The 23,866-nt window shown below is 37.6% G+C and carries 26 protein-coding genes, 1 tRNA gene and 1 other RNA gene; 24 read left to right on the top strand and 4 right to left on the bottom strand.

Going from position 1 to position 23,866, the window contains the following annotated elements; translation table 11 throughout:
* The 5 genes from ACQCPR_RS14430 to ACQCPR_RS14410 all read left to right on the top strand — a co-directional run bounded on the left by ACQCPR_RS14430 (nucleotide 1) and on the right by ACQCPR_RS14410 (nucleotide 3,394).
* Nucleotides 1-972, top strand: coding sequence for a gluconeogenesis factor YvcK family protein (locus ACQCPR_RS14430; protein WP_427137359.1), 972 nt, complete (start codon nucleotides 1-3; stop codon nucleotides 970-972).
* Nucleotides 973-1,000: 28 nt separating this feature from the next.
* Nucleotides 1,001-1,942 carry a DNA-binding protein WhiA gene (whiA, locus tag ACQCPR_RS14425; RefSeq protein ID WP_093495007.1) on the top strand — a complete coding sequence of 314 codons (942 nt, stop codon included), beginning with the start codon at nucleotides 1,001-1,003 and terminating at the stop codon, nucleotides 1,940-1,942.
* Nucleotides 1,943-1,960: 18 nt separating this feature from the next.
* Complete coding sequence (locus tag ACQCPR_RS14420; protein WP_090566768.1) at nucleotides 1,961-2,218, top strand: HPr family phosphocarrier protein; 258 nt, start codon at nucleotides 1,961-1,963, stop codon at nucleotides 2,216-2,218.
* Between the two features lie 359 nt (nucleotides 2,219-2,577).
* Complete coding sequence (locus ACQCPR_RS14415; protein ID WP_427137358.1) at nucleotides 2,578-3,003, top strand: hypothetical protein; 426 nt, start codon at nucleotides 2,578-2,580, stop codon at nucleotides 3,001-3,003.
* Between the two features lie 88 nt (nucleotides 3,004-3,091).
* Nucleotides 3,092-3,394: a hypothetical protein gene (locus tag ACQCPR_RS14410; RefSeq protein WP_427137357.1), complete on the top strand. Its 303-nt coding sequence runs from the start codon at nucleotides 3,092-3,094 to the stop codon at nucleotides 3,392-3,394.
* Nucleotides 3,395-3,491: 97 nt separating this feature from the next.
* Here the strand turns inward: ACQCPR_RS14410 and clpP are convergent, their stop codons facing one another.
* Nucleotides 3,492-4,088: an ATP-dependent Clp endopeptidase proteolytic subunit ClpP gene (gene clpP / locus ACQCPR_RS14405; protein WP_090566771.1), complete on the bottom strand. Its 597-nt coding sequence runs from the start codon at nucleotides 4,086-4,088 to the stop codon at nucleotides 3,492-3,494.
* Between the two features lie 165 nt (nucleotides 4,089-4,253).
* Between clpP and ACQCPR_RS14400 the strand changes: the two genes are divergently transcribed.
* Nucleotides 4,254-4,325, top strand: a tRNA-Arg gene (locus ACQCPR_RS14400).
* A 100-nt stretch (nucleotides 4,326-4,425) separates the two neighbouring features.
* On the opposite strand, the gene ACQCPR_RS14395 is transcribed toward ACQCPR_RS14400, so the two are convergent.
* On the bottom strand, nucleotides 4,426-5,364 hold the full coding sequence (locus ACQCPR_RS14395; RefSeq protein ID WP_090566774.1) for a catalase: 939 nt from the start codon (nucleotides 5,362-5,364) through the stop codon (nucleotides 4,426-4,428).
* A 269-nt stretch (nucleotides 5,365-5,633) separates the two neighbouring features.
* Between ACQCPR_RS14395 and ACQCPR_RS14390 the strand changes: the two genes are divergently transcribed.
* The 4 genes from ACQCPR_RS14390 (at nucleotide 5,634) to ACQCPR_RS14375 (ending at nucleotide 8,102) form a co-directional block, all read left to right on the top strand.
* Nucleotides 5,634-5,792, top strand: coding sequence for a hypothetical protein (locus tag ACQCPR_RS14390; protein ID WP_427137356.1), 159 nt, complete (start codon nucleotides 5,634-5,636; stop codon nucleotides 5,790-5,792).
* A 65-nt stretch (nucleotides 5,793-5,857) separates the two neighbouring features.
* Nucleotides 5,858-6,436 carry a LemA family protein gene (locus tag ACQCPR_RS14385; RefSeq protein WP_340880265.1) on the top strand — a complete coding sequence of 193 codons (579 nt, stop codon included), beginning with the start codon at nucleotides 5,858-5,860 and terminating at the stop codon, nucleotides 6,434-6,436.
* Complete coding sequence (locus ACQCPR_RS14380) at nucleotides 6,436-7,236, top strand: TPM domain-containing protein (protein ID WP_427137355.1); 801 nt, start codon at nucleotides 6,436-6,438, stop codon at nucleotides 7,234-7,236. The genes ACQCPR_RS14385 and ACQCPR_RS14380 overlap by 1 nt, the downstream gene beginning before the upstream one ends.
* A gap of 419 nt (nucleotides 7,237-7,655) precedes the next feature.
* Entirely contained in the window at nucleotides 7,656-8,102 is a 447-nt protein-coding gene (locus ACQCPR_RS14375) for a GNAT family N-acetyltransferase (RefSeq protein WP_427137354.1), read from the top strand.
* 128 nt (nucleotides 8,103-8,230) lie between these two features.
* Here the strand turns inward: ACQCPR_RS14375 and ACQCPR_RS14370 are convergent, their stop codons facing one another.
* Together ACQCPR_RS14370 and ACQCPR_RS14365 are read right to left on the bottom strand one after the other, a co-directional pair.
* Nucleotides 8,231-8,989 (bottom strand): hypothetical protein, encoded by a 759-nt coding sequence (locus ACQCPR_RS14370; RefSeq protein WP_427137353.1) that lies wholly within the window; start codon nucleotides 8,987-8,989, stop codon nucleotides 8,231-8,233.
* A complete protein-coding gene (locus ACQCPR_RS14365; protein ID WP_427137352.1) occupies nucleotides 8,964-9,488 on the bottom strand; it encodes an RNA polymerase sigma factor in 525 nt (174 codons plus the stop codon). The genes ACQCPR_RS14370 and ACQCPR_RS14365 overlap by 26 nt, the downstream gene beginning before the upstream one ends.
* 165 nt (nucleotides 9,489-9,653) lie before the next feature.
* On the opposite strand from ACQCPR_RS14365, the gene ACQCPR_RS14360 reads away from it, so the two are divergent.
* From ACQCPR_RS14360 to ACQCPR_RS14295, 14 genes are all read left to right on the top strand, one after another.
* Nucleotides 9,654-9,884, top strand: a complete 231-nt coding sequence (locus tag ACQCPR_RS14360; RefSeq protein ID WP_241599053.1) for a glutaredoxin family protein — start codon at nucleotides 9,654-9,656, stop codon at nucleotides 9,882-9,884.
* 294 nt (nucleotides 9,885-10,178) lie between these two features.
* Entirely contained in the window at nucleotides 10,179-11,216 is a 1,038-nt protein-coding gene (locus ACQCPR_RS14355; RefSeq protein ID WP_427137351.1) for a sugar-binding transcriptional regulator, read from the top strand.
* A 12-nt stretch (nucleotides 11,217-11,228) separates the two neighbouring features.
* Nucleotides 11,229-12,236, top strand: a complete 1,008-nt coding sequence (gap, locus tag ACQCPR_RS14350; RefSeq protein WP_090566796.1) for a type I glyceraldehyde-3-phosphate dehydrogenase — start codon at nucleotides 11,229-11,231, stop codon at nucleotides 12,234-12,236.
* A gap of 262 nt (nucleotides 12,237-12,498) precedes the next feature.
* Nucleotides 12,499-13,683 carry a phosphoglycerate kinase gene (locus ACQCPR_RS14345; RefSeq protein WP_427137350.1) on the top strand — a complete coding sequence of 395 codons (1,185 nt, stop codon included), beginning with the start codon at nucleotides 12,499-12,501 and terminating at the stop codon, nucleotides 13,681-13,683.
* A gap of 15 nt (nucleotides 13,684-13,698) precedes the next feature.
* Entirely contained in the window at nucleotides 13,699-14,460 is a 762-nt protein-coding gene (gene tpiA, locus ACQCPR_RS14340; protein ID WP_090566802.1) for a triose-phosphate isomerase, read from the top strand.
* A complete protein-coding gene (gene gpmI, locus ACQCPR_RS14335) occupies nucleotides 14,453-15,991 on the top strand; it encodes a 2,3-bisphosphoglycerate-independent phosphoglycerate mutase (RefSeq protein ID WP_427137349.1) in 1,539 nt (512 codons plus the stop codon). The genes tpiA and gpmI overlap by 8 nt, the downstream gene beginning before the upstream one ends.
* Nucleotides 15,992-15,993: 2 nt before the next feature.
* Nucleotides 15,994-17,289 (top strand): phosphopyruvate hydratase, encoded by a 1,296-nt coding sequence (gene eno, locus ACQCPR_RS14330; protein WP_269921780.1) that lies wholly within the window; start codon nucleotides 15,994-15,996, stop codon nucleotides 17,287-17,289.
* A gap of 606 nt (nucleotides 17,290-17,895) precedes the next feature.
* Complete coding sequence (secG, locus tag ACQCPR_RS14325) at nucleotides 17,896-18,123, top strand: preprotein translocase subunit SecG (RefSeq protein WP_090566811.1); 228 nt, start codon at nucleotides 17,896-17,898, stop codon at nucleotides 18,121-18,123.
* 478 nt (nucleotides 18,124-18,601) lie between these two features.
* A complete protein-coding gene (locus ACQCPR_RS14320; RefSeq protein WP_090566814.1) occupies nucleotides 18,602-19,348 on the top strand; it encodes an alpha/beta hydrolase in 747 nt (248 codons plus the stop codon).
* A 42-nt stretch (nucleotides 19,349-19,390) separates the two neighbouring features.
* Nucleotides 19,391-21,703: a ribonuclease R gene (gene rnr, locus ACQCPR_RS14315; protein ID WP_427137348.1), complete on the top strand. Its 2,313-nt coding sequence runs from the start codon at nucleotides 19,391-19,393 to the stop codon at nucleotides 21,701-21,703.
* 47 nt (nucleotides 21,704-21,750) lie between these two features.
* Nucleotides 21,751-22,218, top strand: a complete 468-nt coding sequence (gene smpB, locus ACQCPR_RS14310) for an SsrA-binding protein SmpB (protein WP_427137347.1) — start codon at nucleotides 21,751-21,753, stop codon at nucleotides 22,216-22,218.
* A gap of 92 nt (nucleotides 22,219-22,310) precedes the next feature.
* Nucleotides 22,311-22,665, top strand: a transfer-messenger RNA (tmRNA) gene (gene ssrA / locus ACQCPR_RS14305).
* Nucleotides 22,666-22,815: 150 nt separating this feature from the next.
* A complete protein-coding gene (locus ACQCPR_RS14300; protein WP_427137346.1) occupies nucleotides 22,816-23,331 on the top strand; it encodes a phage integrase N-terminal SAM-like domain-containing protein in 516 nt (171 codons plus the stop codon).
* Complete coding sequence (locus ACQCPR_RS14295; RefSeq protein ID WP_427138955.1) at nucleotides 23,313-23,783, top strand: tyrosine-type recombinase/integrase; 471 nt, start codon at nucleotides 23,313-23,315, stop codon at nucleotides 23,781-23,783. The genes ACQCPR_RS14300 and ACQCPR_RS14295 overlap by 19 nt, the downstream gene beginning before the upstream one ends.
* Nucleotides 23,784-23,866 lie beyond the last annotated feature (83 nt).

Here is a 23,866-nt window from a genome sequence, read left to right as displayed (position 1 = left end):
ATGGAACCTACAAAACGCCGTAAAAAACTAGTTATACTCGGTGGAGGTACGGGTCTATCTACGTTACTTCGTGGCTTGAAAAAATTTCCACTGGATATTACGGCAATCGTAACAGTCGCAGATGACGGAGGAAGCTCTGGGCGACTTCGAGATGAATATGATATACCACCTCCTGGGGATGTTCGAAATGTATTAGCAGCTCTTTCAGATGTCGAGCCATTAGTGGAGGAAATGTTCCAGTATAGATTTTCTCATTCAGCCGAATTGGAAGGGCATTCACTGGGGAATTTGATGCTAGCTGCATTAACATCCATAACAGGTGATTTTGCCCATGCCGTAACTGAAATGAGTCGAGTACTAAATATTCGTGGGAAAGTGCTACCGGCGGCCAATCAAATAGTAACTTTAAATGCTATATTTGAAGATCAAACGACCGTAAAGGGAGAATCTAAAATTCCGTGCTATGGCAAGAAAATTGAAAGAGTATTTATTACTCCTCCAGATGTGAAACCGTTACCAGAAACTATTAATGTCATTCGACAAGCTGATGTTATTGTTATTGGTCCAGGAAGTTTATATACAAGTATTTTGCCGAATTTATTAGTGCAAGATATACAAAAAGCGATTAGAAAATCTAAAGCGAAGAAAGTTTATATTTGTAATTTAATGACACAGGCTGGTGAGACTGGTAATTATTCGGCGTATGATCATGTAAATGCATTGATCGAACATGTCGGTGAGAACTTCTTGGATGCTGTGTTAATAAGTAAGGAAGAAATTCCTGAAAATGTGAGATATTTGTATAAACAAGAACAGGCATCTCCTGTTAGAATAGATATTGACCAATTAGAAAAGTTGAATATTGATATAGTAAAAAAAGACATTTCAGTCGTTCATGACGGTGCTGTTCGGCACGATGCAACGGAAGTAGCGAAATGGCTTGTAGAATACGCAGACGGGTTAAACGTTTAACCGTCGAGGAGAAAGGGGGAAACGGAATATGTCGTTTGCTTCTGAAACTAAAAAAGAGATGACTCAGGAAGAGTCTGAACCTTGTTGTGCACGAGCAGAGCTTTCTGCACTCATACGCATGAATGGTTCACTTTCATTTAGCAACAAAATGTTAAGCTTAGACGTTCAAACAGAAAATGCAGCTATTGCTAGAAGACTATATACATTAATAAAATCGTTATACCCATATCAAGTTGAATTACTTGTTCGAAAGAAAATGAGATTGAAAAAGAATAATATATATATTTGTCGTATTCGCGAAGGGGCAAAAAACCTGTTAGAGGATCTTCAAATTTTAATGGATGGTTTTCAATTTGAATACTCCATTTCCAAAGAGCTTGTGCAAAAGAGTTGCTGTAAACGAGCTTATTTAAGAGGAGCCTTTTTAGCAGGAGGGTCGGTTAATAATCCGGAAACCTCATCTTATCACTTAGAAATTTATTCTTCATATAAAACACATAGTGATGCACTGGTAGATTTGATGAATGAATATGAACTGAATGCGAAAACAATAGAACGAAAAAAAGGGTTTGTCGCATATTTAAAGGAAGCAGAAAAGATTTCTGACTTCTTAAGTATTGTGGGAGCCCATAGAGCTTTACTGAAATTTGAGGATGTCCGTATCATTCGAGATATGCGAAATAGTGTAAACCGTCTTGTTAATTGCGAAACGGCGAATCTGAATAAAACAATCAGTGCAGCCATTCGCCAGGTAGACAATATTCGGTTTATCGAGAATTCTATCGGCTTAGATCAATTACCAGAAAAACTTCGTGAAATAGCTAGGTTACGAGTAGAGTATCAAGATGTTACACTAAAAGAACTAGGTGAAATGGTTTCTACTGGCAATGTGAGTAAATCAGGTGTAAATCACCGATTGCGAAAAATAGATGAAATAGCAGATGCGCTTCGTAATGGAGAGACAATTTAAAGAAATGGGGAGTAGACAATGGCAGAACAGCAGGTAGAAGTAAAATTATCTTCAGGACTTCAAGCAAGACAGGCTGCACTTTTTGTACAGGAAGCAAATCGTTATATCGCAGACGTCTATTTAGAAAAAGATACTAAAAAAGTAAATGCGAAGAGTATTATGGGAATTATGAGCTTGGCAATCAGCAAAGGAACAAAGGTAAGTTTAAGTGCTGATGGTTCCGATGCAAAGGAAGCAGTAGAAGCTCTAGCTAATTTCATCTCGAGTGAATCTTAAAAATGAACGGCCTCACTAGTCAATTTAGACGAAAGGGCGGTTTTTTTTATATTGTGCTTATTTTCGTTTCAGGTGGACGCTTTCCGCGGGCGAGGTCGAGCCTCCTCGGGCGGCGCTACGCTTCTTCCCTGCGGGGTCTCAACTTTCTCGCTTTTCCCGCTGGAGTCGCCACCTTTCACTACAATCAATTAAGTGAGTAGTATCCAAATTGAAGATTTAGTATAGCTTTGCCTTGAACTCTTAACTAAGCTGAATTATCCAATATAAAGGAATTAGAAAGTATTTGCAGAATAACTATTTACATTGGGTGAAATAAACTGCTTACCATTCATTGAAGAGCAAAATAAGGTGGTGGTTGTATGAAAAATACTATAAAAATATTCATTCTTGTGGTAATAACTCTCTTAATCTCAATTGTGTTAGTAAGAATTCAATTATCGAATAATATACAAATAGAAAACGTATTGACTGAGGAGTTTTTCAGAAGCGAAACTAGTTTAAGCATAGAGAAAATAAATAATTTAACTTTTACAGAAATTAATATATCTGAAAAAAATCAAACGGAAATTAAGGAACTATTTAAAGAATTGAAGCTAAAAAGAACGGATGATTCTTATTCTCCACTTGATGCAAAATACAGGATAGTATCAACATCGAATCCGGATGACCAAATGTATATATTTGTTGGTGAAAATAGAATTGTATTTCCCCATAAAATTAGTGCAGGGTATAGCATAAAAAATAATGATGAGCTTATAGAGGAAATAGAAAAGTTATTGAATTAAGTATTTTCATAAAAAGGGTGTATCAAAATTTAGGTGAACTTTTTATGTAGAAATGGAAGTATAACTTGTTTGTTAAAGGAGATATGGATTGGAAAATATTAATAAACCAAATATCGCACTAATTTTAAGTGCGCAAAGAGCACTTTTTCGTGCTATAACTAAAAATACAAAAGCCATTTACGCAAAAATTGAAAATAATAATCTTATTTGGAAAGTATACTTTGATGAAATTCCTACAGAGGAAGAAAAAGAAATGCTTAGTATAGCTGCGACAGAAATTATATGTGATTTTCCAGAAATATATTCTGCTGATGAACAATATATTCACCATCCAGAACCAATAAACTTTAAAGATATTAAATATTATAATTGGCCATATACACGGTATTGATTGAGGATTAGATCCTTATAGTTAGTACCTAAATGAAAAATCAAGAATTATAAAAAACTCCCAAAGGAATATACCTTTGGGAGTTTAAATCAATTTATTATGATTTTTTCATTTCGCTACGATCGATAATGTGATCGATTAAGCCGTATTCTTTTGCGCGTTCAGCTGTCATGAAGTTATCACGATCTGTATCACGTGAAACGACTTCAATTGGTTGACCAGTGCGCTCAGCCATGATGTTATTTAATTTATCGCGTAAGAATAAGATACGTTTTGCAGCAATTTCGATTTCGGTTGCTTGCCCTTGTGCTCCACCAAGTGGTTGGTGAATCATTACTTCAGCATTTGGAAGCGCATAGCGTTTACCTTTTGTACCTGCTGTAAGTAGGAATGCACCCATAGAAGCTGCCATACCGATACAAATTGTTTGTACATCAGGTTTGATGAACTGCATTGTATCGTAAATTGCCATACCAGCTGTGATACTTCCGCCTGGGCTATTAATATAAATAGAGATGTCTTTTTCTGGATCTTCTGCTTCAAGGAATAATAATTGAGCAACGATCGAGTTAGATACGTTATCATCAATACCACTTCCAAGCATAATAATGCGATCTTTTAATAATCGAGAGTAGATGTCATATGCACGCTCTCCACGATTAGTTTGTTCAATAACAGTAGGAATTAAATTCATCCTGATTGCCTCCTTCAAAGGTGGTTTAAATTAGTTAGTTACTGAGAAAGGTTCCCTCAGTTGTAACTTTATCATACACATTATGGTCAAGGAAGGTCAAATATTAAGCTTGAAAAAGTTCGCTTGAATTATATTCCTTCTATTTGTATAATAGATAAGTCGCTTGCCCTTGTAGTGTAATGGATAACACACAAGCCTCCGAAGCTTGGAATGTGAGTTCGATCCTCGCCGAGGGCATAAAGTAAAACTACCAACAGTGGGGATTTTTCATCCCCCACCTACTTTTTTCTTAAAAGTGAAGGTAGGTATAACAAGTTATGTAAAGCACCCTATATGCTTAGGGTGTTTTTTTGTTTTCTTTATTTCTTCTATCGTACGATACTGCATAAGACTCATGTCTAAAATGGAGAATTGGATCATCGGGCAATTCAATGCCTTTTCCAACGATAGTAGGGTCGAACAATAGGCTTTCTGTAGGAAATATTTTATTATTAATTGTTAATTGACCGATTAAAATCTTTTGTCTGTCTGTTGGCCAAGTATCGGTAGGATCATCTGTTGCGTCTGTATCCTCTGCTAAACGTATAAATAACTCGAATGATACAGTTCCTTTATCGAGTCGTTTCTCTAAATCCTCACTCAAATAATTAGTGGACAAATTTATGCTGCTAAGGAAGGAAGATGATTTTTTCTCCTTTAAGGGACGCCACTCGTATTTTATGGCTTGCCGCTTACCTTCAGCATTCACAAGATAGAAAGCATGTATAGGATAATAATGCAGGGCAGCGTAACTAATAGGGGGTTGCTTTAGCTGTTCCTTGAGTGCGAGTAATGTTTTTTTGTGCTCTGGGAAGGTAGTGAGAAGTTGTACAATTCCTAGACCTAGATCAATTGAATGAACCCCCGTTTTATGAGAGCCTAAAATTTTCAGCATTTCAATAAAAGTTTTTGGATCTTTTGTTATGAACATCGGAATGGTGGTACATACTTGATGACTAGTAGAACCATCTGGTTGATGAAAATGAATAGACATTCCTTTTGCCGGAGATAGGAAATCTGCTGCAGTAGGATCTGGTGGGCTATTAGAAAAACGGACTGTAGCGGGCACTGGTTCTGATTGAAGATGGGGTGCTGTTGTATAAGGAATCGCTTTCCCGTTTGGAGTAAAAACTGCTTCATAAAATTCGCCTTTTGCATGTGCACGACGATGGCCAGGGAATTTTCCTTGAAGCTGTTCCAACGTATTAATAGCATCATGTGGTAGTGTATTGCTCATCAAAATCACCTCATTTTTAGAATGAAAAGAAAGATATCATTTAATAATCATTACCACTGAATAAATTAACTAAACAATGAAGTACTGAAAAGTAGTCATTTGCAGCAAAAAGACTGCTCATCTTTGGAAAATCCAAACCTTTTTTATCTTTAATAATGTATTTACTTGCGGAAGATGTTGGCTTACTTGCGCTTAAGAAAGAGTTACTTGCACTCTTTATCGGATACTTGCGTTCTGCCTAAGTTTACTTGCTTTCAAGAGGAGTTTACTTGCTAAACGGAAATTTCATCCAATTGGTATTCACTCTTAACGATGACCACCCGTTTATTGAAGGAATAAAACAATGGATCCAATATTTAAAAGTAGTAATACATCAATTGAACATCATTACGGTAATTGAAACTTATATTTCCTTATTCCGTAAATAATATTAGGTTTTGTATTTTCGAATTAAAGGTACAATAATACTATATTTACTGAAGAGGTGAGAGAAATGAAAAAGTTACTAGTGCCAATTATTATTGTCATTGTAATTATTGCTATTATTGCAGGCGTATTTATGGCAAGCTATAACGGATTTGTTGACAAAGAAGAAAACGTTAATAATGCATATGCACAAGTGGAGAATCAGCTACAAAGAAGAATGGATCTAATCCCAAACTTAGTTAATACTGTTAAAGGTTTTGCAGCACATGAAGAGGAAGTGCTTGGGAATATCGCAGACGCACGAACTAAGTTGGCAGGGGCTGGAACACCAGAAGAACAAGCGGAGGCGAATGATGAATTGTCAGGAGCTTTGAGCAGATTATTAGTAGTTGTGGAGAATTATCCAGATCTTAAGGCGGACGCCAACTTTAAGCAATTGATGGATGAGCTTGCTGGTACAGAAAATAGACTATCTGTAGCTAGACAAGATTATAATACAGTTGTTTCGGATTACAATAAAAAAGTAAAGCGTATGCCAGGGAGTATAGTAGCTTCTATGTTTGGCTTTGATGAGAAAGAATACTTCCAATCAGCCGAGGGAGCGGAGGAAGCACCAGTAGTCGATTTTGAAGGAGATGGAGAGTGATGAAGAAAAGTGCTCGTGTCCTATCATTTGCACTTCTCCTCACTTCATTATTCCCATTATTAGCACTTGCTGAATCTAATTATCCAGCTGCTATACCTGGGGAACTATATGTCCAGGATTTCTATGATGTTCTCTCAGAAGAGCAGGAGCAGGAGATTGAAGCACTTGGACAAAACTTAGAAAATGCTACTGGTTCTCAAATTGTTGTAATGACAGTCGAGTCTTTAGATGGACAGGATGTTGCGACCTATGCAGTAGATGTAATGCGTGGATATGGTATTGGTGATGAGGAAAAAGATAATGGGGTCCTATTAATCCTGGAAATGGATCCAAATAAAAGCGGTAATCGTGATGTTTATATTGGCGTTGGCTACGGTTTAGAGGGTGCCTTACCTGATGGAAAAGTTGGAAGGATATTAGATGAGTACACTTACCCTTTTCTAGAGCAAGGAAATGCACCGGGAGCTATTTTATCTACATACCAACTTTTATATAACCAGGTAGCTACTGAGTATGGTTGGGACGGCGAGTTGGCAAGTCCGGAGGAACCTTCCCCACTTGCAGGTTCTTCAGGTGGTGGATTCTCATTTCCAATGATTATCGTCGGCATAGTTGTTATTTATTTGATTATGCAGATGATGTCTGGAGGCGGTGGTGGTACCGGTTCAGGTAGAAGACGGGTATTCGGTCCAGGAGGCTTCGGTGGAGGTTTTGGCGGAGGAGGAAGAAGTTCTGGTGGTGGCTTTGGAGTTTTCGGCGGCGGTAGCTCCGGAGGTGGAGGAGCAGGTCGTAAATGGTGAATGAAAAAAGCAATATCATTTTAGTAATTTCAGATTTAAAAACTAGCGTTAAAATTAGTTGATTCATGTTAAAAGTCTTTAAACAATAGGGCACTTCTTTCGTTTAGAATTTGGTAGTAGGATACTTAAATTTAAACAGAAGGTGTCCTTTTTTGATACTTGAAATTATGCAGGGATTTTCTTGATATAGAAGGGATAATAGTTGTCTGGAGTGAAGGCGGCGACACCCGTGCCCCCAGGAAAGCGTCCGCTGTACCGGAAAATAATGGCTAAGAAGTATAAATAAAAATAAAGCAGTTCAAATTTTGTGGGTTTTGTACCAACCTCTTTTCTTATTTTGGATCTCCGATTTATGTGATTACTTTAACTATTGTGATAAAGTAAAATAATATTAAAAAGTAATGTATGGGGGATGTAGGATGAAACTAGTAGAGATCAACAAGGATAATTGGCTAAAAACGGTTCTTTTGACGACTAATGAAGATGGGAAGGCTACTGTAGTAGAAAAATTTGTAGCTTCCAATGCGCTGTCTATTGTGCAATCGATTTATGAAACTGGTTGGAATGTTAGAGGTATTGAGTTAGATGATAAGATTATTGGCTTCACCATGTATGGATTAGATGAAGATACTAAGAATTACTGGATATGTCGATTAATGATTGATTACACCCAGCAGAGGAAAGGCTATGGTAGAAAAGTTACTCAATTGATCTTAGACGAAATGAAACAACTACATGATTGTAAATCAATTTATCTATCAACAGAGCCAGACAATGAAGTAGCCATAAAACTATACGAAAGCTTTGGATTCCAAAAAACCGGCAAGATGAATGAAGGAGAGGCCGAGTTTGTATTGAACTTATGAGTAGGATACATATCGATAAGAAAAACAAAAAAACAACAAATAAATGTTGGTTTTTTATTTGAAACCGGAATCCAATGCCGATTAACAGCACCACACAGCCATTGGAGTATGCGTCGATAAATCGCGTATTACTTCCTATTATCTCCAACAAATGTATTAAAGTTCTCTATTTTCTCTCGAAGTTCTAAGCCCCCACCATCTTTAATTCCATTATAGCTCCCTATTTTTCCAGGCTCTGATGTAGAAAATATAAATTCTTCTCTTAAAGTATGAAAAATTTTCTCTCCTTGGCTATTTGTTAGGGAGACCTCTATCGTGGGGCGATAGATATTGGGATGTTCTTTCTCCTGTGCCATTTTGATGTTTTCTAGGTGCATTTCTATATCATTATCTATCAGATAATGATTATATTTGAACACCATAACTGAATTAACTGCTTTTGTGAGCATATCTTCAGTGAAGTACTCACCAAAAGTGGTTGGATAATAATTCATTAAATCTTTATATTCCTTTGATTCTAGAAGTTGATCGTACTCTTCTTGGCTATCTGTTTTAGTTGTACTTTGAAGATTCCACCAATCGTCCATTAAGCGAGAAATCTCCATATTTGGACCATTGTATTCTCTTTCTAGCACTGCTGTAATAACTTCTTCATTGGATAGAGGCGGAGCTGTTTGTTCTGTCTCGGAGGGATTAGTAAAAGTAATGAATAGAAAGGAGGCAATGGCTACAATTGCCAATGAAATAAAAGCTGGAATGATATTGCTTTTTTTCTTTGTTTCAATTCTACCCTTTAAGGCTATCCATGTATTATGCTTTGCTTCCTTTGAGCGCTCTACATCTTTCATTTCCTTAAAAAGCTTATCGAATTCGTTTGATGGTTCCATCTTCACGTCCTCCTTCCTGATGAAATTCCTTTTTAAGTGCCTCAAGTGCTCGTGTCAGTTTCATCTTTACTTTTGCCTCTGTCCAGTCCAAAATATAGGATGTTTCTTGAATCGAACATTCTTGTATCTTGCGTAGCAACAGTACTTCCTGATAATCTTTTTTTAGTTTACTTAGTGAGTCGTACATTTTAATAAGCTGTTCCTTTTGTTCATATCGATTCTCTGGTGATAGTACCTTAGTTTCTATATCATGTTCTTTTTCGAAGGTGAAAAAATGTACCACCCTTTTCCTTCGAAAATAGTCGTAAGTGACATTACGAGCAATTTTTAATAGCCAGGTAGCAGTTGAAGCTTGCTTGTTAAAAGTGTCTAGTCCTTTATATGCTTTATAAAATGTTTCTTGCGTAAGATCTTCAGCACTTTCTCTATGCCGGACAAGAAAGTAAATATAGCTATAAACTCTATCGCTATGCTCTTTGTATAGCTGTTCCATTTCCATCTTCTGACCTCCCCTTATTGCTATAGACGAACGGATGACTGAAAAGTATCGCTATTCCTGTATGTTAAAAACTAATTTGTATTAGAGTAATCATAATAAACGAATTTCTTTGTCAAAAAGACTATAATAAGATGTATAAAATGTTTTTTTGGGAGGGATAGTAAAATGATTGTCCATTTTTACACAAGACCAGGCTGTCATTTATGTGATGATGCAAGACTAATGTTGAAGCTTGTAAGGGAAGATGTTGTATTTGATATAAATGAAGTAAATATTGAAGAAGATGATGCACTGCATGAAAAATATATGCTGATGATTCCTGTCATCGTATTGGAAGACAAAGTTATACAATATGGACAAGTAGATTACGCGACTATTCTGGAAGCATTACTTTGACGGTAGTTAACATGCTCAATCGCAAGATCTATTTTTCAAATCGCAATAAAGGAACTTATAATCGCAATATCCAAGGTGGAAACCGCAATATACGATAGTAGTATCGCAACAAAAACCATTCATAGAGATATACTAAAAGAATTTTTGGGAAAATTGAGCATTTTTAAGTTTCAAAATCTTGCTATTGGGAATATAATACTGTATTCTTAATTTAGAAATTAATTTTTTTTAAGTACATGGGACAAAAAGTGTAGTGGTGGGACAAAAACGTCACAGGTAGTTGGGATGTGAAAAATGGATTCGTTATTACAGGCTCAGTTAAAGTTAATGCCTGAGATGAGTATCTTGTTACAGAAAAGATATCGAATACTTCAAATGATTCAATTATCTGCTGGGTCCGGCCGTCGAGTAATCGGTGAACTTTTAGGGTTGTCGGAAAGAGAAACTAGAAAAGAATTAGACTTTTTGCGCAATCAAGGATTCATTGAAATATCGAGAGATGGAGCTAGTATAACTTCTTCTGGAAATGATTTATTGATAGAGCTTAAAGAAGTTGTACGAGAATGGTCTGGTAGATTGCAGCTCGAACAATCACTTGCAAGTTATTTAAATATAAAAGAAGTGATAATTGTTCCGGGAAATGTAGATACTAATACGAATACTGCGTTGCTCCAGTCAAAAGAAGCAGCAAAATATTTGGAAAGTATATTATCAGATGAGTCCATCATTGCTGTTACTGGCGGAACAACGATCGCTTCCATTTCGAATTATGTTCATCAAACTGACAAGTGGAAGCAACTATTATTTATAGCTGCAAGAGGTGGGGTTGGTAAGGATGTTCGGCTTCAAGCTAACACAATAGCCTCTCTATTTGCGAACAAAATGAATGGTTCATATCGAACATTATACATGCCAGATAGCTTAAGTGAAGAAGCTTATTCTACGATGAAAAATGAACCATTTATAAAAGAAATGATGGATTTATACGAACGTACTAATATCATCATTCATGGTATTGGGGACGCACTTGAGATGGCTCACCGAAGAAATTCTAGTGTAGAAGAAATGCAACGCTTGAAAGAAATTGGTGCAGTTAGTGAAGCTTTTGGGTATTACTTTAATCACCAAGGGGAAGCTGTACACAGAATTCGTACGATTGGTGTACAACTCAAGCAATTAGAAAATATGGAGCATCTTCTGGCAGTAGCTGGGGGCACAAAAAAAGCAAATGCTCTACTTTCATATTTTAAGCAAGCACCAGCCCAAACGGTTTTAGTAACCGATGAAGGTGCCGCACAAGAAATGATGCAAATAATTGAACAAAACAACTAGGAGGAATTTAAAATGACAGTAAAATTAGCGATTAATGGTTTTGGACGTATTGGACGTAAAGTATTCAGAGAAGCTTTAGAACAAACAGAGATTGAAGTAGTAGCGATCAATGACTTAACGGATGCTGCAATGCTTGCTCATTTACTGAAATATGATTCAGTTCACGGAATCTTCAATGCAGAAGTTTCTTCTGAAGGAGATTACCTTGTAGTAAATGGCAAAAACATTCGCGTATTCGCTGAAAAAGATCCTGCGGCATTACCGTGGAAAGAACAACAAGTAGATATCGTTATTGAGTGTACAGGAATTTTTAGTACAACTGATAAAGCTAGCAAGCATATTGAAGCTGGAGCTAAAAAAGTAATTTTATCACAACCTGCTAAAGACGATATGCCGACATTCGTTATGGGTGTAAATGCTGATCAATACAACCCAGCAACTGATCATGTAATTTCAAACGCATCTTGTACGACTAACTGTTTATCACCAATTGCAAAAGTTTTACAAGATCAATTTGGTATCAAACGTGGAATGATGACAACAATCCATTCATACACAAATGACCAACGTATCTTAGACTTACCGCATAGCGATTACCGTCGTGCTCGTGCAGCAGCAGAATCTATGATTCCGACAACAACAGGAGCAGCTGCAGCAGTAGCAAAAGTACTTCCTGAGTTGAAAGGGAAATTAGATGGTATGGCAGTTCGTGTACCAACTCCAAACGTATCAATCGTAGACTTTGTTGCTGAATTAGATAAAAACGTTACAGTAGAAGAATTGAATGCAGCTTTAAAACAAGCTTCTGACAATGAGTTAAAAGGAATCTTGGATTATAATGAACTTCCATTAGTTTCTAGAGACTATAACGGAAATACAGCTTCATCTACAGTTGATGGACTTTCTACTATGGTACTTGAAGATAATTTAGTAAAAGTATTAGCATGGTATGACAATGAATCAGGATATTCTGCACGTTGTATCGACCTAGCACTACTTATGGCTAATAAAGGACTATAAGATTTTCGTATTTGACTAGGAAAGACACATAAGATGAATGTGATTTTACGTGGCGAATCGATAGAATTACCTCTATAATAAAAGAGGGTAAAGGAGCCAGGGATTACCCCTAGCTCCTTTTTTTAACAGAATATCTGTCTAGCTACAGCGCCTAGCCCACAAGATGTGGGGAGTCAGTCATTGCGACATGATGTCACGAACATAAATTGACGTCTAAAGAGTAGGCGCTTGCGCTTTTCAGAAATATAAGGAGGCTTATCTCATGAAGGTAAAACAAACAATGAGCGATGTAGCTTTACAAGGAAAACGTGTATTTTGTCGTGTAGACTTCAACGTACCAATGGAAGATGGAGCAATCACAGATGATACTAGAATTCGTGCAGCATTACCAACGATTAATAATTTAATCGCACAGGGTGCAAAAGTAATTCTTGCAAGTCATATGGGACGTCCTAAAGGTGAAGTAAAGGAAGATTTACGTTTGACTAAAGTTGGAGAGCATTTAGCAAAACTTTTGGATAAGCCAGTAAAAAAACTAGATGAATCTATTGGAGAAACTGTAGAGAATGCAGTTTCAGCTATGAATGATGGAGACATCATATTATTAGAAAATGTTCGCTTTCATGCAGGTGAAGAGAAGAATGATGCGGAGCTAGCAAAGTCTTTTGCAAAGCTTGCTGATGTTTACGTAAATGATGCATTTGGTGCAGCACATCGTGCACATGCTACGACAGAAGGTATCGCAAAATTACTTCCTGCGGTTTCAGGGCTATTGATGCAAAAAGAGTTAGATGTATTAGGCAAAGCTTTAGCAGATCCTGAGCGTCCTTTTACTGCCATTATTGGTGGTGCAAAAGTAAAAGATAAAATCGGTGTAATTGATCATCTATTGGACAAGGTTGATAATATTTTAATAGGTGGCGGCCTTTCTTATACATTTACAAAGGCACAAGGGCATGAGATTGGTACATCTCTTCTAGAAGAAGATAAACTGGACCTTGCAAGAGGCTTCCTTGAAAAAGCAAAAGAAAAAGGTGTTTCTTTCTATTTGCCGGTAGATGTAGTAGTTGCAGATGAATTTTCAAAGGATGCTAAAACAAAAGTAGTAAATATCGATCAAATCCCTTCTGATTGGATGGGATTAGATATTGGTCCAAAAACAAGAGAGCTTTATGCGGACGTTATTAAAAATAGTAACCTAATTATTTGGAATGGACCTATGGGAGTATTCGAAATGGAAGCATTTGCAGAAGGTACAAAAGCGGTAGCAAATGCAATGGCTGAAACAGCAGGTTATACCATTATCGGAGGCGGCGATTCTGCGGCAGCTGTAGAAAAGTTCGAAGTCGGCGAGAAAATGGATCATATTTCGACTGGTGGAGGAGCTTCCTTAGAGTTTATGGAAGGTAAGGATTTACCAGGAGTTACTGCTTTAAACGATAAGTAATGGAGGAGATGTCATATGCGTAAACCAGTAATAGCAGGGAATTGGAAGATGTATAAAACACTTGGTGAGGCAAAGGAATTCGCGCTTCAGTTAAAAGAACTACAAGTGGATAGCACAAAAGTAGATGCAGTAATCTGTGCTCCAGCGCTATTTTTAGATCAGCTTGTTCAAGCGACAAAAGGTTCATTCATTTCTATCGGTGCTCAAACGATGCACGAGGAAAAAGAGGGAGCCTTCACTGGCGAAGTTAGTGGTCATCAGCTGAAAGATTTAGGAGTAGACTATGTAGTGATTGGTCACTCTGAACGTCGTCAGTATTTCAATGAAACAGATGAATCGGTCAATAAAAAAGTAAAATCTGCATTTGAAAATAGCTTAACACCAATCATTTGTGTAGGTGAAACATTAGAGCAACGTGAACAAAATGAAACAGAAACTATTGTTTCCAACCAAGTAATGGCAGCAATTGAAGGATTAACAGAAGAGCAACTAATTCAGTCCATTATTGCGTATGAGCCTATTTGGGCGATTGGAACTGGGAAAACGGCTACTGCAGACGATGCAAATGACGTATGCCAAGCAATTCGTGAAACTATTTTAGATGGTTTTGGAGAAGAAGTGGCAAGTAAAGTTCGCATCCAATATGGTGGTAGTGTGAAACCTGAAAATATTGAAGAACTTCTTTCAAAGGAGCATATTGACGGTGCGTTAGTAGGAGGAGCAAGCCTACAAGCAGATTCTTTTGTAAAACTATTGGAGGCTGGTGCAAATGCCTAAAAGTCCAGTAGCATTAATCATTCTTGATGGCTTCGGATTGCGTCATGAAACCTTTGGAAATGCAGTTGCTCAAGCAAACAAACCCAATTTCGATCGATATTGGAAAAGCTTTCCGAATGCAACACTTACAGCTTCTGGAGAAGCAGTTGGCTTACCAGAAGGTCAAATGGGTAACTCAGAGGTTGGTCATTTAAATATTGGTGCAGGTAGAGTAGTATACCAAAACCTGACACGAATTCATAAATCAATTCGTGAAGGAGAATTTTTCTTAGAACCTAAGCTTTTAGCAGCAATTGAGCATGTGAAGCAAACAGGTGGGAAATTACACTTGATGGGCTTACTTTCAGATGGCGGCGTTCATAGTCACTATACGCATTTATTTGCTTTATTGAAGCTTGCAAAAGAACAAGGACTAGAGGACGTATTTGTCCATGGCTTTTTGGATGGACGCGATGTTGGGCCTCGAACTGCGGTTGGTTATGTAGCAGAAACAGAGAAACAAATGAAGGATATCGGTATAGGAAGGTTTGCTTCCATTAGTGGTAGATACTATGCAATGGATCGGGATCGACGCTGGGAAAGAGTTTTAATAGCATATAAAGCAATAGTAGACGGGTTAGGTAGAACAGCAGAATCAGCAACAGCTGGTATATTAGCTTCTTATGAAGAGGATATTGTGGATGAATTTGTTGTTCCTTTCGTTATTGAAGAAGATGCGAGGCCTGCTGTAACGATTGATACAAATGATGCCGTTATTTTCTTTAATTTCCGCCCTGACCGAGCTATTCAATTATCGATGGCATTGAACACGCCATCATTTGATAGTCTGCCTTTAAGTGACAAGCATCCAACGAATTTAAAATTTGTTACATTTACACATTATAGTGATGATGTTGTGGCAGATGTGGTATTCGAGAAAGCAGATCTCTACAACACAGTAGGAGAAGTTCTTTCAAAGCATGACAAAACACAATTACGTATTGCTGAAACAGAGAAGTATCCACATGTAACATTCTTTATGAGTGGTGGTAGAGAAGCAACCTTCCCAGGAGAAGAGCGTATACTGATCAACTCTCCAAAGGTCGCAACATATGATTTACAGCCTGAAATGAGCGCATATGAAGTAACAGATGCGCTGTTAGATGCAATTGCCAATGATCGCTTTGATGCAATTATCTTAAATTTTGCTAACCCCGATATGGTGGGACATAGTGGAATGCTAGAACCGACGATTAAAGCTATTGAAGCAGTAGACGATTGTTTAGGTAAAGTTGTCGATGCCATTTTAGCTAAGGGCGGACATGCAATTATTACAGCAGATCATGGTAATTCTGATGAAGTAACAACGATGGAAGGGCAACCAATGACAGCCCATACGACAAATCCTGTTCCTGTAGTTGTTACTGTTAAAAATGAAACACTAAGAAGTGATGGAATTTTAGCCGATTTGGCTCCAACCATGTTACACTTATTAGGGATAGAAACACCGCCTGAAATGACAGGTAAAACACTAATCGAAACGGAGAGTTAAAAATGCCAATTATTACACAAATTCAAGCACGTGAAGTATTAGATTCACGCGGTAACCCAACAGTAGAAGTGGAAGTATTTACAGAAAGCGGTGGATTTGGACGCGCAATCGTTCCGTCTGGTGCATCTACTGGTGAATATGAAGCAGTAGAACTTCGTGATGGTGACAAGTCAAGATATCTAGGCAAAGGTGTTTTAAAAGCAGTTGAAAATGTGAATAACATTATTGCAGCTGAATTAGAAGAGAATTACTCCGTATTGGATCAGGTAGAAATTGACCATGCAATGATCGAACTAGACGGAACTGAAAATAAAGGGAATTTAGGTGCAAACGCTATTCTTGGTGTATCTATCGCTGTTGCACATGCAGCTGCAGATTACTTAGATATTCCACTTTATCAATACTTAGGTGGATTCAACTCGAAACAATTACCAGTTCCAATGATGAATATCGTAAACGGTGGAGAACATGCGGATAACAACGTAGATATCCAAGAATTTATGGTAATGCCAGTAGGCGCAGAATCTTTCCGTCATGCACTACGCATGGGTGCTGAAATTTTCCATAGCCTAAAATCAGTATTAAAAGAAGCAGGACTAAACACAGCAGTTGGGGATGAGGGCGGATTTGCTCCGAACTTAAAATCTAACGAAGAAGCTCTTTCTACTATTGTAACTGCGATTGAAAAAGCAGGATATAAACCAGGAGAAGAAGTACTTCTTGCAATGGACGTTGCTGCTTCTGAGCTATTCAACAAAGAAGATGGCAAATACCATTTATCTGGTGAAGGTGTTGTAAAAACTTCTGAGGAAATGGTTGCTTGGTATGAAGAGCTTTGCGAAAAATACCCAATCATTTCAATCGAAGACGGCTTAGACGAAAACGACTGGGATGGTCATAAACTATTAACAGAGCGTTTAGGTAAAAAAGTACAATTGGTTGGCGATGATCTATTCGTAACAAATACGAAAAAATTAGCGCAAGGAATTGAACAAGGTGTAGCTAACTCAATTCTTGTAAAAGTTAACCAAATTGGTACACTTACAGAAACATTTGATGCAATTGAAATGGCAAAACGTGCTGGTTATACAGCAGTTATCTCTCACCGTTCTGGTGAATCAGAGGATGTAACAATTGCAGATATCGCAGTTGCTACAAACGCTGGCCAAATCAAAACAGGTGCACCATCTCGTTCAGACCGTGTAGCAAAATACAACCAACTACTTCGTATTGAAGATCAGTTATATGAAACTGCTCAGTACCTAGGAAAAGAAACATTCTATAACTTAAAAAAATAATAAAACGAAGCAGTTAGCGAAAGTTGCTAACTGCTTTTTTTAATGCTAAAGAAAGTATAAAATTTCCTGAATTCAATGCTACTGCTGATTTCCGTTTCAGGTGGAAGCTTTCCACGGGCGTTGCCTCAGCCTCCTCGCTGCGCTGCGGGGTCTTCGCCTAACGCTTTTCCCGTTGGAGTCCCCACCTTTCACTTCAATCTATGTAGTGAGTATTTCTTAACGATAAGATTTATCACAGGCTATCGTTTAGGTGAATGGATTATATTAAGTCTATGTAGGAAAATACAAACTTGTAATCGTTATTGTCTTCTATACTTGTTGAAGGAGTGAAAGAATAAAAATAGTGGAAAGATTTCCCGTTTCGCAAGTAAAGTATACTTGAGAGCAAGTATTCAAACTGTGAGCGCAAGTAAGTTATGGATGAAGACAAGTAAACTTCTCGTGAACGCAAGTAACGGTCATATAAGAGCAAGTAAATAAACTACTAGCAACAATATAGAGGAGTCAGATTTTTTTAACTAAATATTTTGGCGATAGGTTGTCAATGTTCCTGTTTTTTGGTAAAATTATTTATGTTGTGAACGTTCTTATCAGGAGGTGGAATAAATGCACGCATTATTAATGACTTTACTTGTCATCGTTGCGATCGCATTAATCGTTGTTGTATTGTTACAATCAGGGAAAAGTGCTGGTCTCTCAGGAGCCATCTCTGGTGGGGCTGAACAACTTTTTGGAAAACAAAAAGCTCGAGGTATGGACTTAGTCTTACATAGAGTAACGATTGTACTTGCAGTTCTATTTTTTATATTGACTATTGCCGTAACTAAATTTTAATCCTAATCTTTTGATAGGATAATTTATTCTGGCGAGTGTATTATAGACCAAAGCCTTTTTGAATATAAAACAGATGCGAACCGCCTGACCGACTTCTGATTGGTTAGGCGTTTTCTTTTAAGTAAAATTATTTAAACATATATCAATTTAATTTTAAAACAAGTATTCCGTTGATTTACGCTTCAGGCGGACGCTTTCCGCGTGCACGGCTTCAATCTCCTCGTCACTACGAAAACATATGCTCCTGCGGGGCTTTCAGCTCGCGCTATTCCCGCTGGAGTCGCCGCCTTACGCTTCAAACAACGAGAGCCGCTTAATAACGGAAGATTACATAAATATTTGTGTTTTATTCTTAAAATAAGTATTAATTACATTACATATGAAATATAAGGCAATATTCGGGCATATTAAACTAATTAATGAAATAATTAGTATGGTGAATAATGCGAAAAGCTTATTATTGATGGAGGTTTTACATATGCGAATTTCAACTCCTAAGCCATTTTTCTTTGAAGCTGGAAAACGTGCCGTATTGCTGTTACACGGTTTTACTGGAAATTCCTCAGATGTTCGTATGCTTGGACGTTTTTTAGAAAAAAATGGATACACATCATTGGCTCCACACTACAAAGGACATGGGGTGCCACCGGAAGAGTTGTTGGAAACAGGACCACAAGACTGGTGGAAAGATGTCATGCGAGGATATGACCGACTAAAAGCAGCAGGCTATGAGGAAATTGCTGTTGCTGGATTATCACTTGGAGGAGTATTTTCACTGAAGTTAGGGTATACAGTACCTGTAAAAGGTATTGTCACGATGTGCTCCCCGATGACGATGAAAACGACGGATATTATGTTTGAAGGTGTACTAAAATACGCAAAAGAATATAAGAAATATGAAGGAAAATCCGAACAGCAAATAGAAGAAGAAGTAGAGGCTATTAGAAAAACACCGATGGAAACATTGGCTGAGCTAAGAGAATTTGTTTACAACGTCCGTGATCATGTAGATCATGTGTATGCACCGCTTTTAGTAACTCAAGGGAATGAAGATAAGGTCATCGATATTACTTCTGCCAATTATATCTTTGAACAGGCAGAGTCCTTTGAGAAAAAACTAAATTGGTATGAGAACTCCGGGCATGTAATCACACTTGGCCCAGAAAAAGAACAATTACACGAAGATATATTAAACTTTTTAGAGTCGCTCGATTGGAATGTGTAAAACAGTTCAAATGTGCACACGCTGAAAAAGGAGGGATGTTAGATGGAAAACATGAAAGAACAATTACTCGAATTACTAAACACAGAAGAATATAAACCATTAACAACAAAAGAGTTAGAACAGCATTTTAATCTGGTAGATGCAGATGATTTTAAAGAACTTGTGAAAACGCTTGTTCAAATGGAGGAGCACGGTTTAGTCGTCCGCTCTAGATCCAACAGATATGGGATTCCTTCCCGTATGAATCTAATAGTCGGGAAATTCATAGGACATGCAAAAGGATTCGGTTTCGTTACCCCTGAAGAGAGTGGAATGGATGATATATTCATACCTCCAACGGAAGTAAACGGAGCAGTAAACGGAGACAAAGTACTTGTACGAGTTTCCAAGGATTCATCGGGAGACCGCAGAGAAGGTTCTATTATTAAAATTACCCAACGTGGTATGACGCAAGTTGTTGGAACATTCCAAGACAATAAAGGCTTTGGATTTGTTATACCAGACGATAAGAAGGTCCCTATGGATGTATTTATCGCTAAAGGAGATACATTAGGCGCGATTGAAGGGCATAAGGTAGTCGTAGAAATTACGGAATGGCCGAATGAAAGAAAATCCGCTACTGGGATGGTAACGCAAATTCTAGGGCATAAAAATGATCCAGGTGTTGATATACTTTCTATTATTTATAAGCATGGAATTACGATCGACTTCCCAGAAGAAGTGATCAACCAAGCAGAAGCTGTTCCAGATCAAATTGATGAGAAAGACTTAAACGATCGTAGAGATCTTCGAAATGAAGTAATCGTTACAATTGACGGAGCAGATGCTAAAGACTTAGATGACGCAGTAACCGTTACGAAAAATTCTGATGGTACATATAAACTTGGCGTCCACATCGCTGACGTAAGTCATTATGTAACGGAAGGATCTCCATTAGACCGTGAAGCATATGACCGTGGAACGAGTGTATACTTAGCGGATCGTGTTATTCCAATGATTCCACATCGTCTATCAAACGGAATTTGTTCGTTAAACCCGCAAGTGGATCGTTTAACGCTATCCTGTGAAATGATTATTGATGGTTCCGGTATGGTGACCTCGCATGAAATTTTCCAAAGTGTTATCCGAACAACAGAAAGAATGACGTATTCGGATGTATATAAGATTTTAGAGGAAAAGGACGCAGCGTTAATAGAACGTTATAAAGACTTAGTGCCAATGTTCGAATTAATGGCTGAGCTTGCAGTGGTTCTTCGTACGAAACGTGAGAGACGTGGAGCAATAGACTTCGATTTCCCAGAAGCAAAAATTATTGTCGATGAAGATGGCTGGCCAACAGATATTGCAACAAGAGAACGTACAGTTGCAGAGCGTCTGATTGAGGAGTTTATGCTTGCTGCCAATGAAACAGTCGCTGAGCATTTTAAATGGATGGATGTACCTTTCATCTACCGTATTCATGAAGATCCAAAGCCTGAAAAACTAGAACGATTCTTTAATTTCTTAACGAACTTTGGAATAGTTGTTAAAGGTACCGGAAATGAAGTTCATCCAAAAGCATTACAGGAAATTATCGAAAACATTGAAGGAATGCCAGAAGAACCGGTTATTTCTACAATGCTTTTACGTTCATTACAACAAGCCAAATACTATGCTGAATGTCTAGGACATTTTGGTTTATCAACCGAATTTTATACCCATTTCACTTCACCAATTCGTCGTTATCCGGATTTAATCGTCCATCGTTTAATACGTACTTACTTGGTAAATGAAGACGTGTCACAGCCTACCATTAATCATTGGGGAGCTATTATGGACGATATTGCAGAGCATACGTCTAAACGTGAACGTCGCGCAGTAGATGCAGAACGTGATACTGATGCACTCAAAAAAGCACAATATATGGCTGACAAAATCGGTGAGGAATTTGAAGGTATTGTTAGTTCAGTAACGAACTTTGGTCTGTTTATCGAGCTTCCTAATACAATTGAAGGTCTCGTACATGTTACGAATATGACAGATGATTATTATCGTTTTGACGATCGTCAAATGATGATGATTGGGGAACGTGCTGGTAAGCAGTTCCGTATTGGTGATGAGGTAACGGTTCGAGTATCTGCCGTAAAACCAGAAGAAGCATCAATTGATTTTGAAATCGTAGGCATGAAAAAAGCATTCCAACGTACTAGAAAAGAAACTCCAAAAGTTATACACGCTTCTAAAAAGGGCAGCGGTGGTTCTGGAAAAAGAGAACAATCTCAACCAGGCCCGAAAAAAGGAGCAAAACAGAAGCAAAAGTTTTACGAGTCCGTTGCGAAAAAATCACAACGTCGTAAACGTCCAAAGAAAAAATAAAAGAGCGATGACTGTCGCTCTTTCTCAGTTTTTGAGGGGTGAATGAAATGGCTAAAAAGCATGACGACAAGGTACTTGCACAGAACAAAAAAGCAAACCATGATTATTATATTGAAGAAACGATTGAAGCAGGGATAGTTCTCCAAGGTACAGAGATTAAATCTATTCGTAATGGGAAGGTACAGTTGAAGGATGCTTTCATACGTATTCGCAATAACGAAGCGTGGATCTCCAACATGCATATCAGCCCGTATGAGCAAGGAAATCGTTTTAACCACGATCCGTTACGAGCAAGAAAGCTATTGTTACACAAAAAACAAATCAGTACGTTAATCGGTGAAACAAAAAAAGATGGCTATACCATCGTGCCGTTGAAAATGTACTTGAAAAGTGGCTATGCCAAAGTATTAATCGGTGTCGGTAAAGGGAAGAAAGATTACGATAAACGGGATGTCTTGAAGAAAAAAGAGGCTAAACGTGATATCGAAAGAGCATTTAAAGAACGTAATCAGTAAGACTGTAACCATAACTGGTAGAATGTCTCACTTGAATTTTGACCATATTTGATGTATAGTAAGCTATGTAACTAAGCTTACATTCCATAAACGGGGACGTTATGGATTCGACAGGGATAGTCTGAGCTTGAGTTGCGCGTCGGAGGCTCGGCTCCGTAAAAACGGAACTTATAACAACAGGCAAAACAAACAACAACTTAGCATTCGCAGCGTAAGCTCGGATCTGCTTTATCTATCCATCGCCCATGTGGCTAGGTAGAGCTCAACTTTAGTGGGATACGGTAGCCAGTGCAACTTGAGCTGTCTGCAAGAGATTTCCAAGTTAGCGTACAGGACGCCCGCTTATCGGCATAATGCTACGCGAAACTTTAAATAGGTAAGATACACGCGTAGAAGCTTAAGTGTTAGAGTTTCTGGACGCGGGTTCAAATCCCGCCGTCTCCATATTAAAAACTGCTACAAATGTAGTGGTATCAACGGTTTTAAAAATAAGGGAGTTTGAACGGGTGTTGAACTAGGGAGGAAACTCCCTAATAAATTCCCTATCGAATTTGCGACACTGACCTTCTAATTTATAAAAATTAGGAGGTTTTTTGTATGGGCAGAAAACATGGTATTTTTTCCATTCAATCAGAAGAAGCCAACATCTCAACAAAGAAAAAAGCAGTTAAAAGAAACGGTATAACTATACCACAAGCATTAGAAACCATTTATCAGCAAATGCGAATCGCAGGAAATCGAATTAGAACAATTGAAAGCTACGACTATATTATTAATCAGTTCGTACAGTTTAATAAACTGGAGTATGTAGAGGATATTACAGCTGATAGCATTTACGAGTACCTAGGTTCATTAGAAGTCGCTCAACAGACGAAATTAATACGTCTAAAATCAATTAAAGCTGTTTTAAGCAAATTTCATAATAACGGTTGGATGAAACAAAAATTCTGGAGTACGATTAACATCAAAATTGATAAGCAAATTAAAAAAGGTGCTAAATCAAATGATATTGAAAAACTAATTGAACTTATTGACCAAAACACGTTCATAGGCTTTCGAGATACGGTAGCTATACTGACAATGTATAAGATGGCATTCGTATACAAACATTAGGAGAGCTGAAAGAGAGACATATTGACTATGAAAACCTCTCCTTAAACTTAGACGGCTCTATTTTGAAGAATCATAAGTTTTTAAAACTGCCAATCGACCAAGAATTAGCTGACCTTTTTAAAATATTGATTAAACAAAATGATAAGATACGAAGCTACTACAATTCGGAGAATACAAATATTATCATTACTCAGAACGGCTTACCCATTAATAATAGTAAAACGTCTAATAACGCCATTTCCAAACAACTTAATAAATATTCCAAACGATTCGGTTTGGAAGACATCAATGCACATGCAATACGTAGAGGATATGCTAAGAAGCTACTAGAAGCAGGAGCAAGCATTGCTATAATCTCAAAAGCTTTAGGTCATTCTAACTTGGCTATAACAACACAGTATTTGGATTTAGATGTGGAAGAGGTAGCATCAAGCCTTAGGGAATTCCTATGATGATTATCAAAGAACATCTTATTTGGATAATGAAACTTTGCAATGGAACTAATAGAGAGTATTAAGCACAACACTAACAAGGT

Origin of the sequence: Psychrobacillus psychrodurans, from assembly GCF_050209195.1 — a bacterium.
GTDB classification, from domain to species: domain Bacteria; phylum Bacillota; class Bacilli; order Bacillales_A; family Planococcaceae; genus Psychrobacillus; species Psychrobacillus psychrodurans.
Note: the sequence above shows the minus strand (reverse complement) of the source record. Positions and strands in the feature narration are given on the sequence as shown.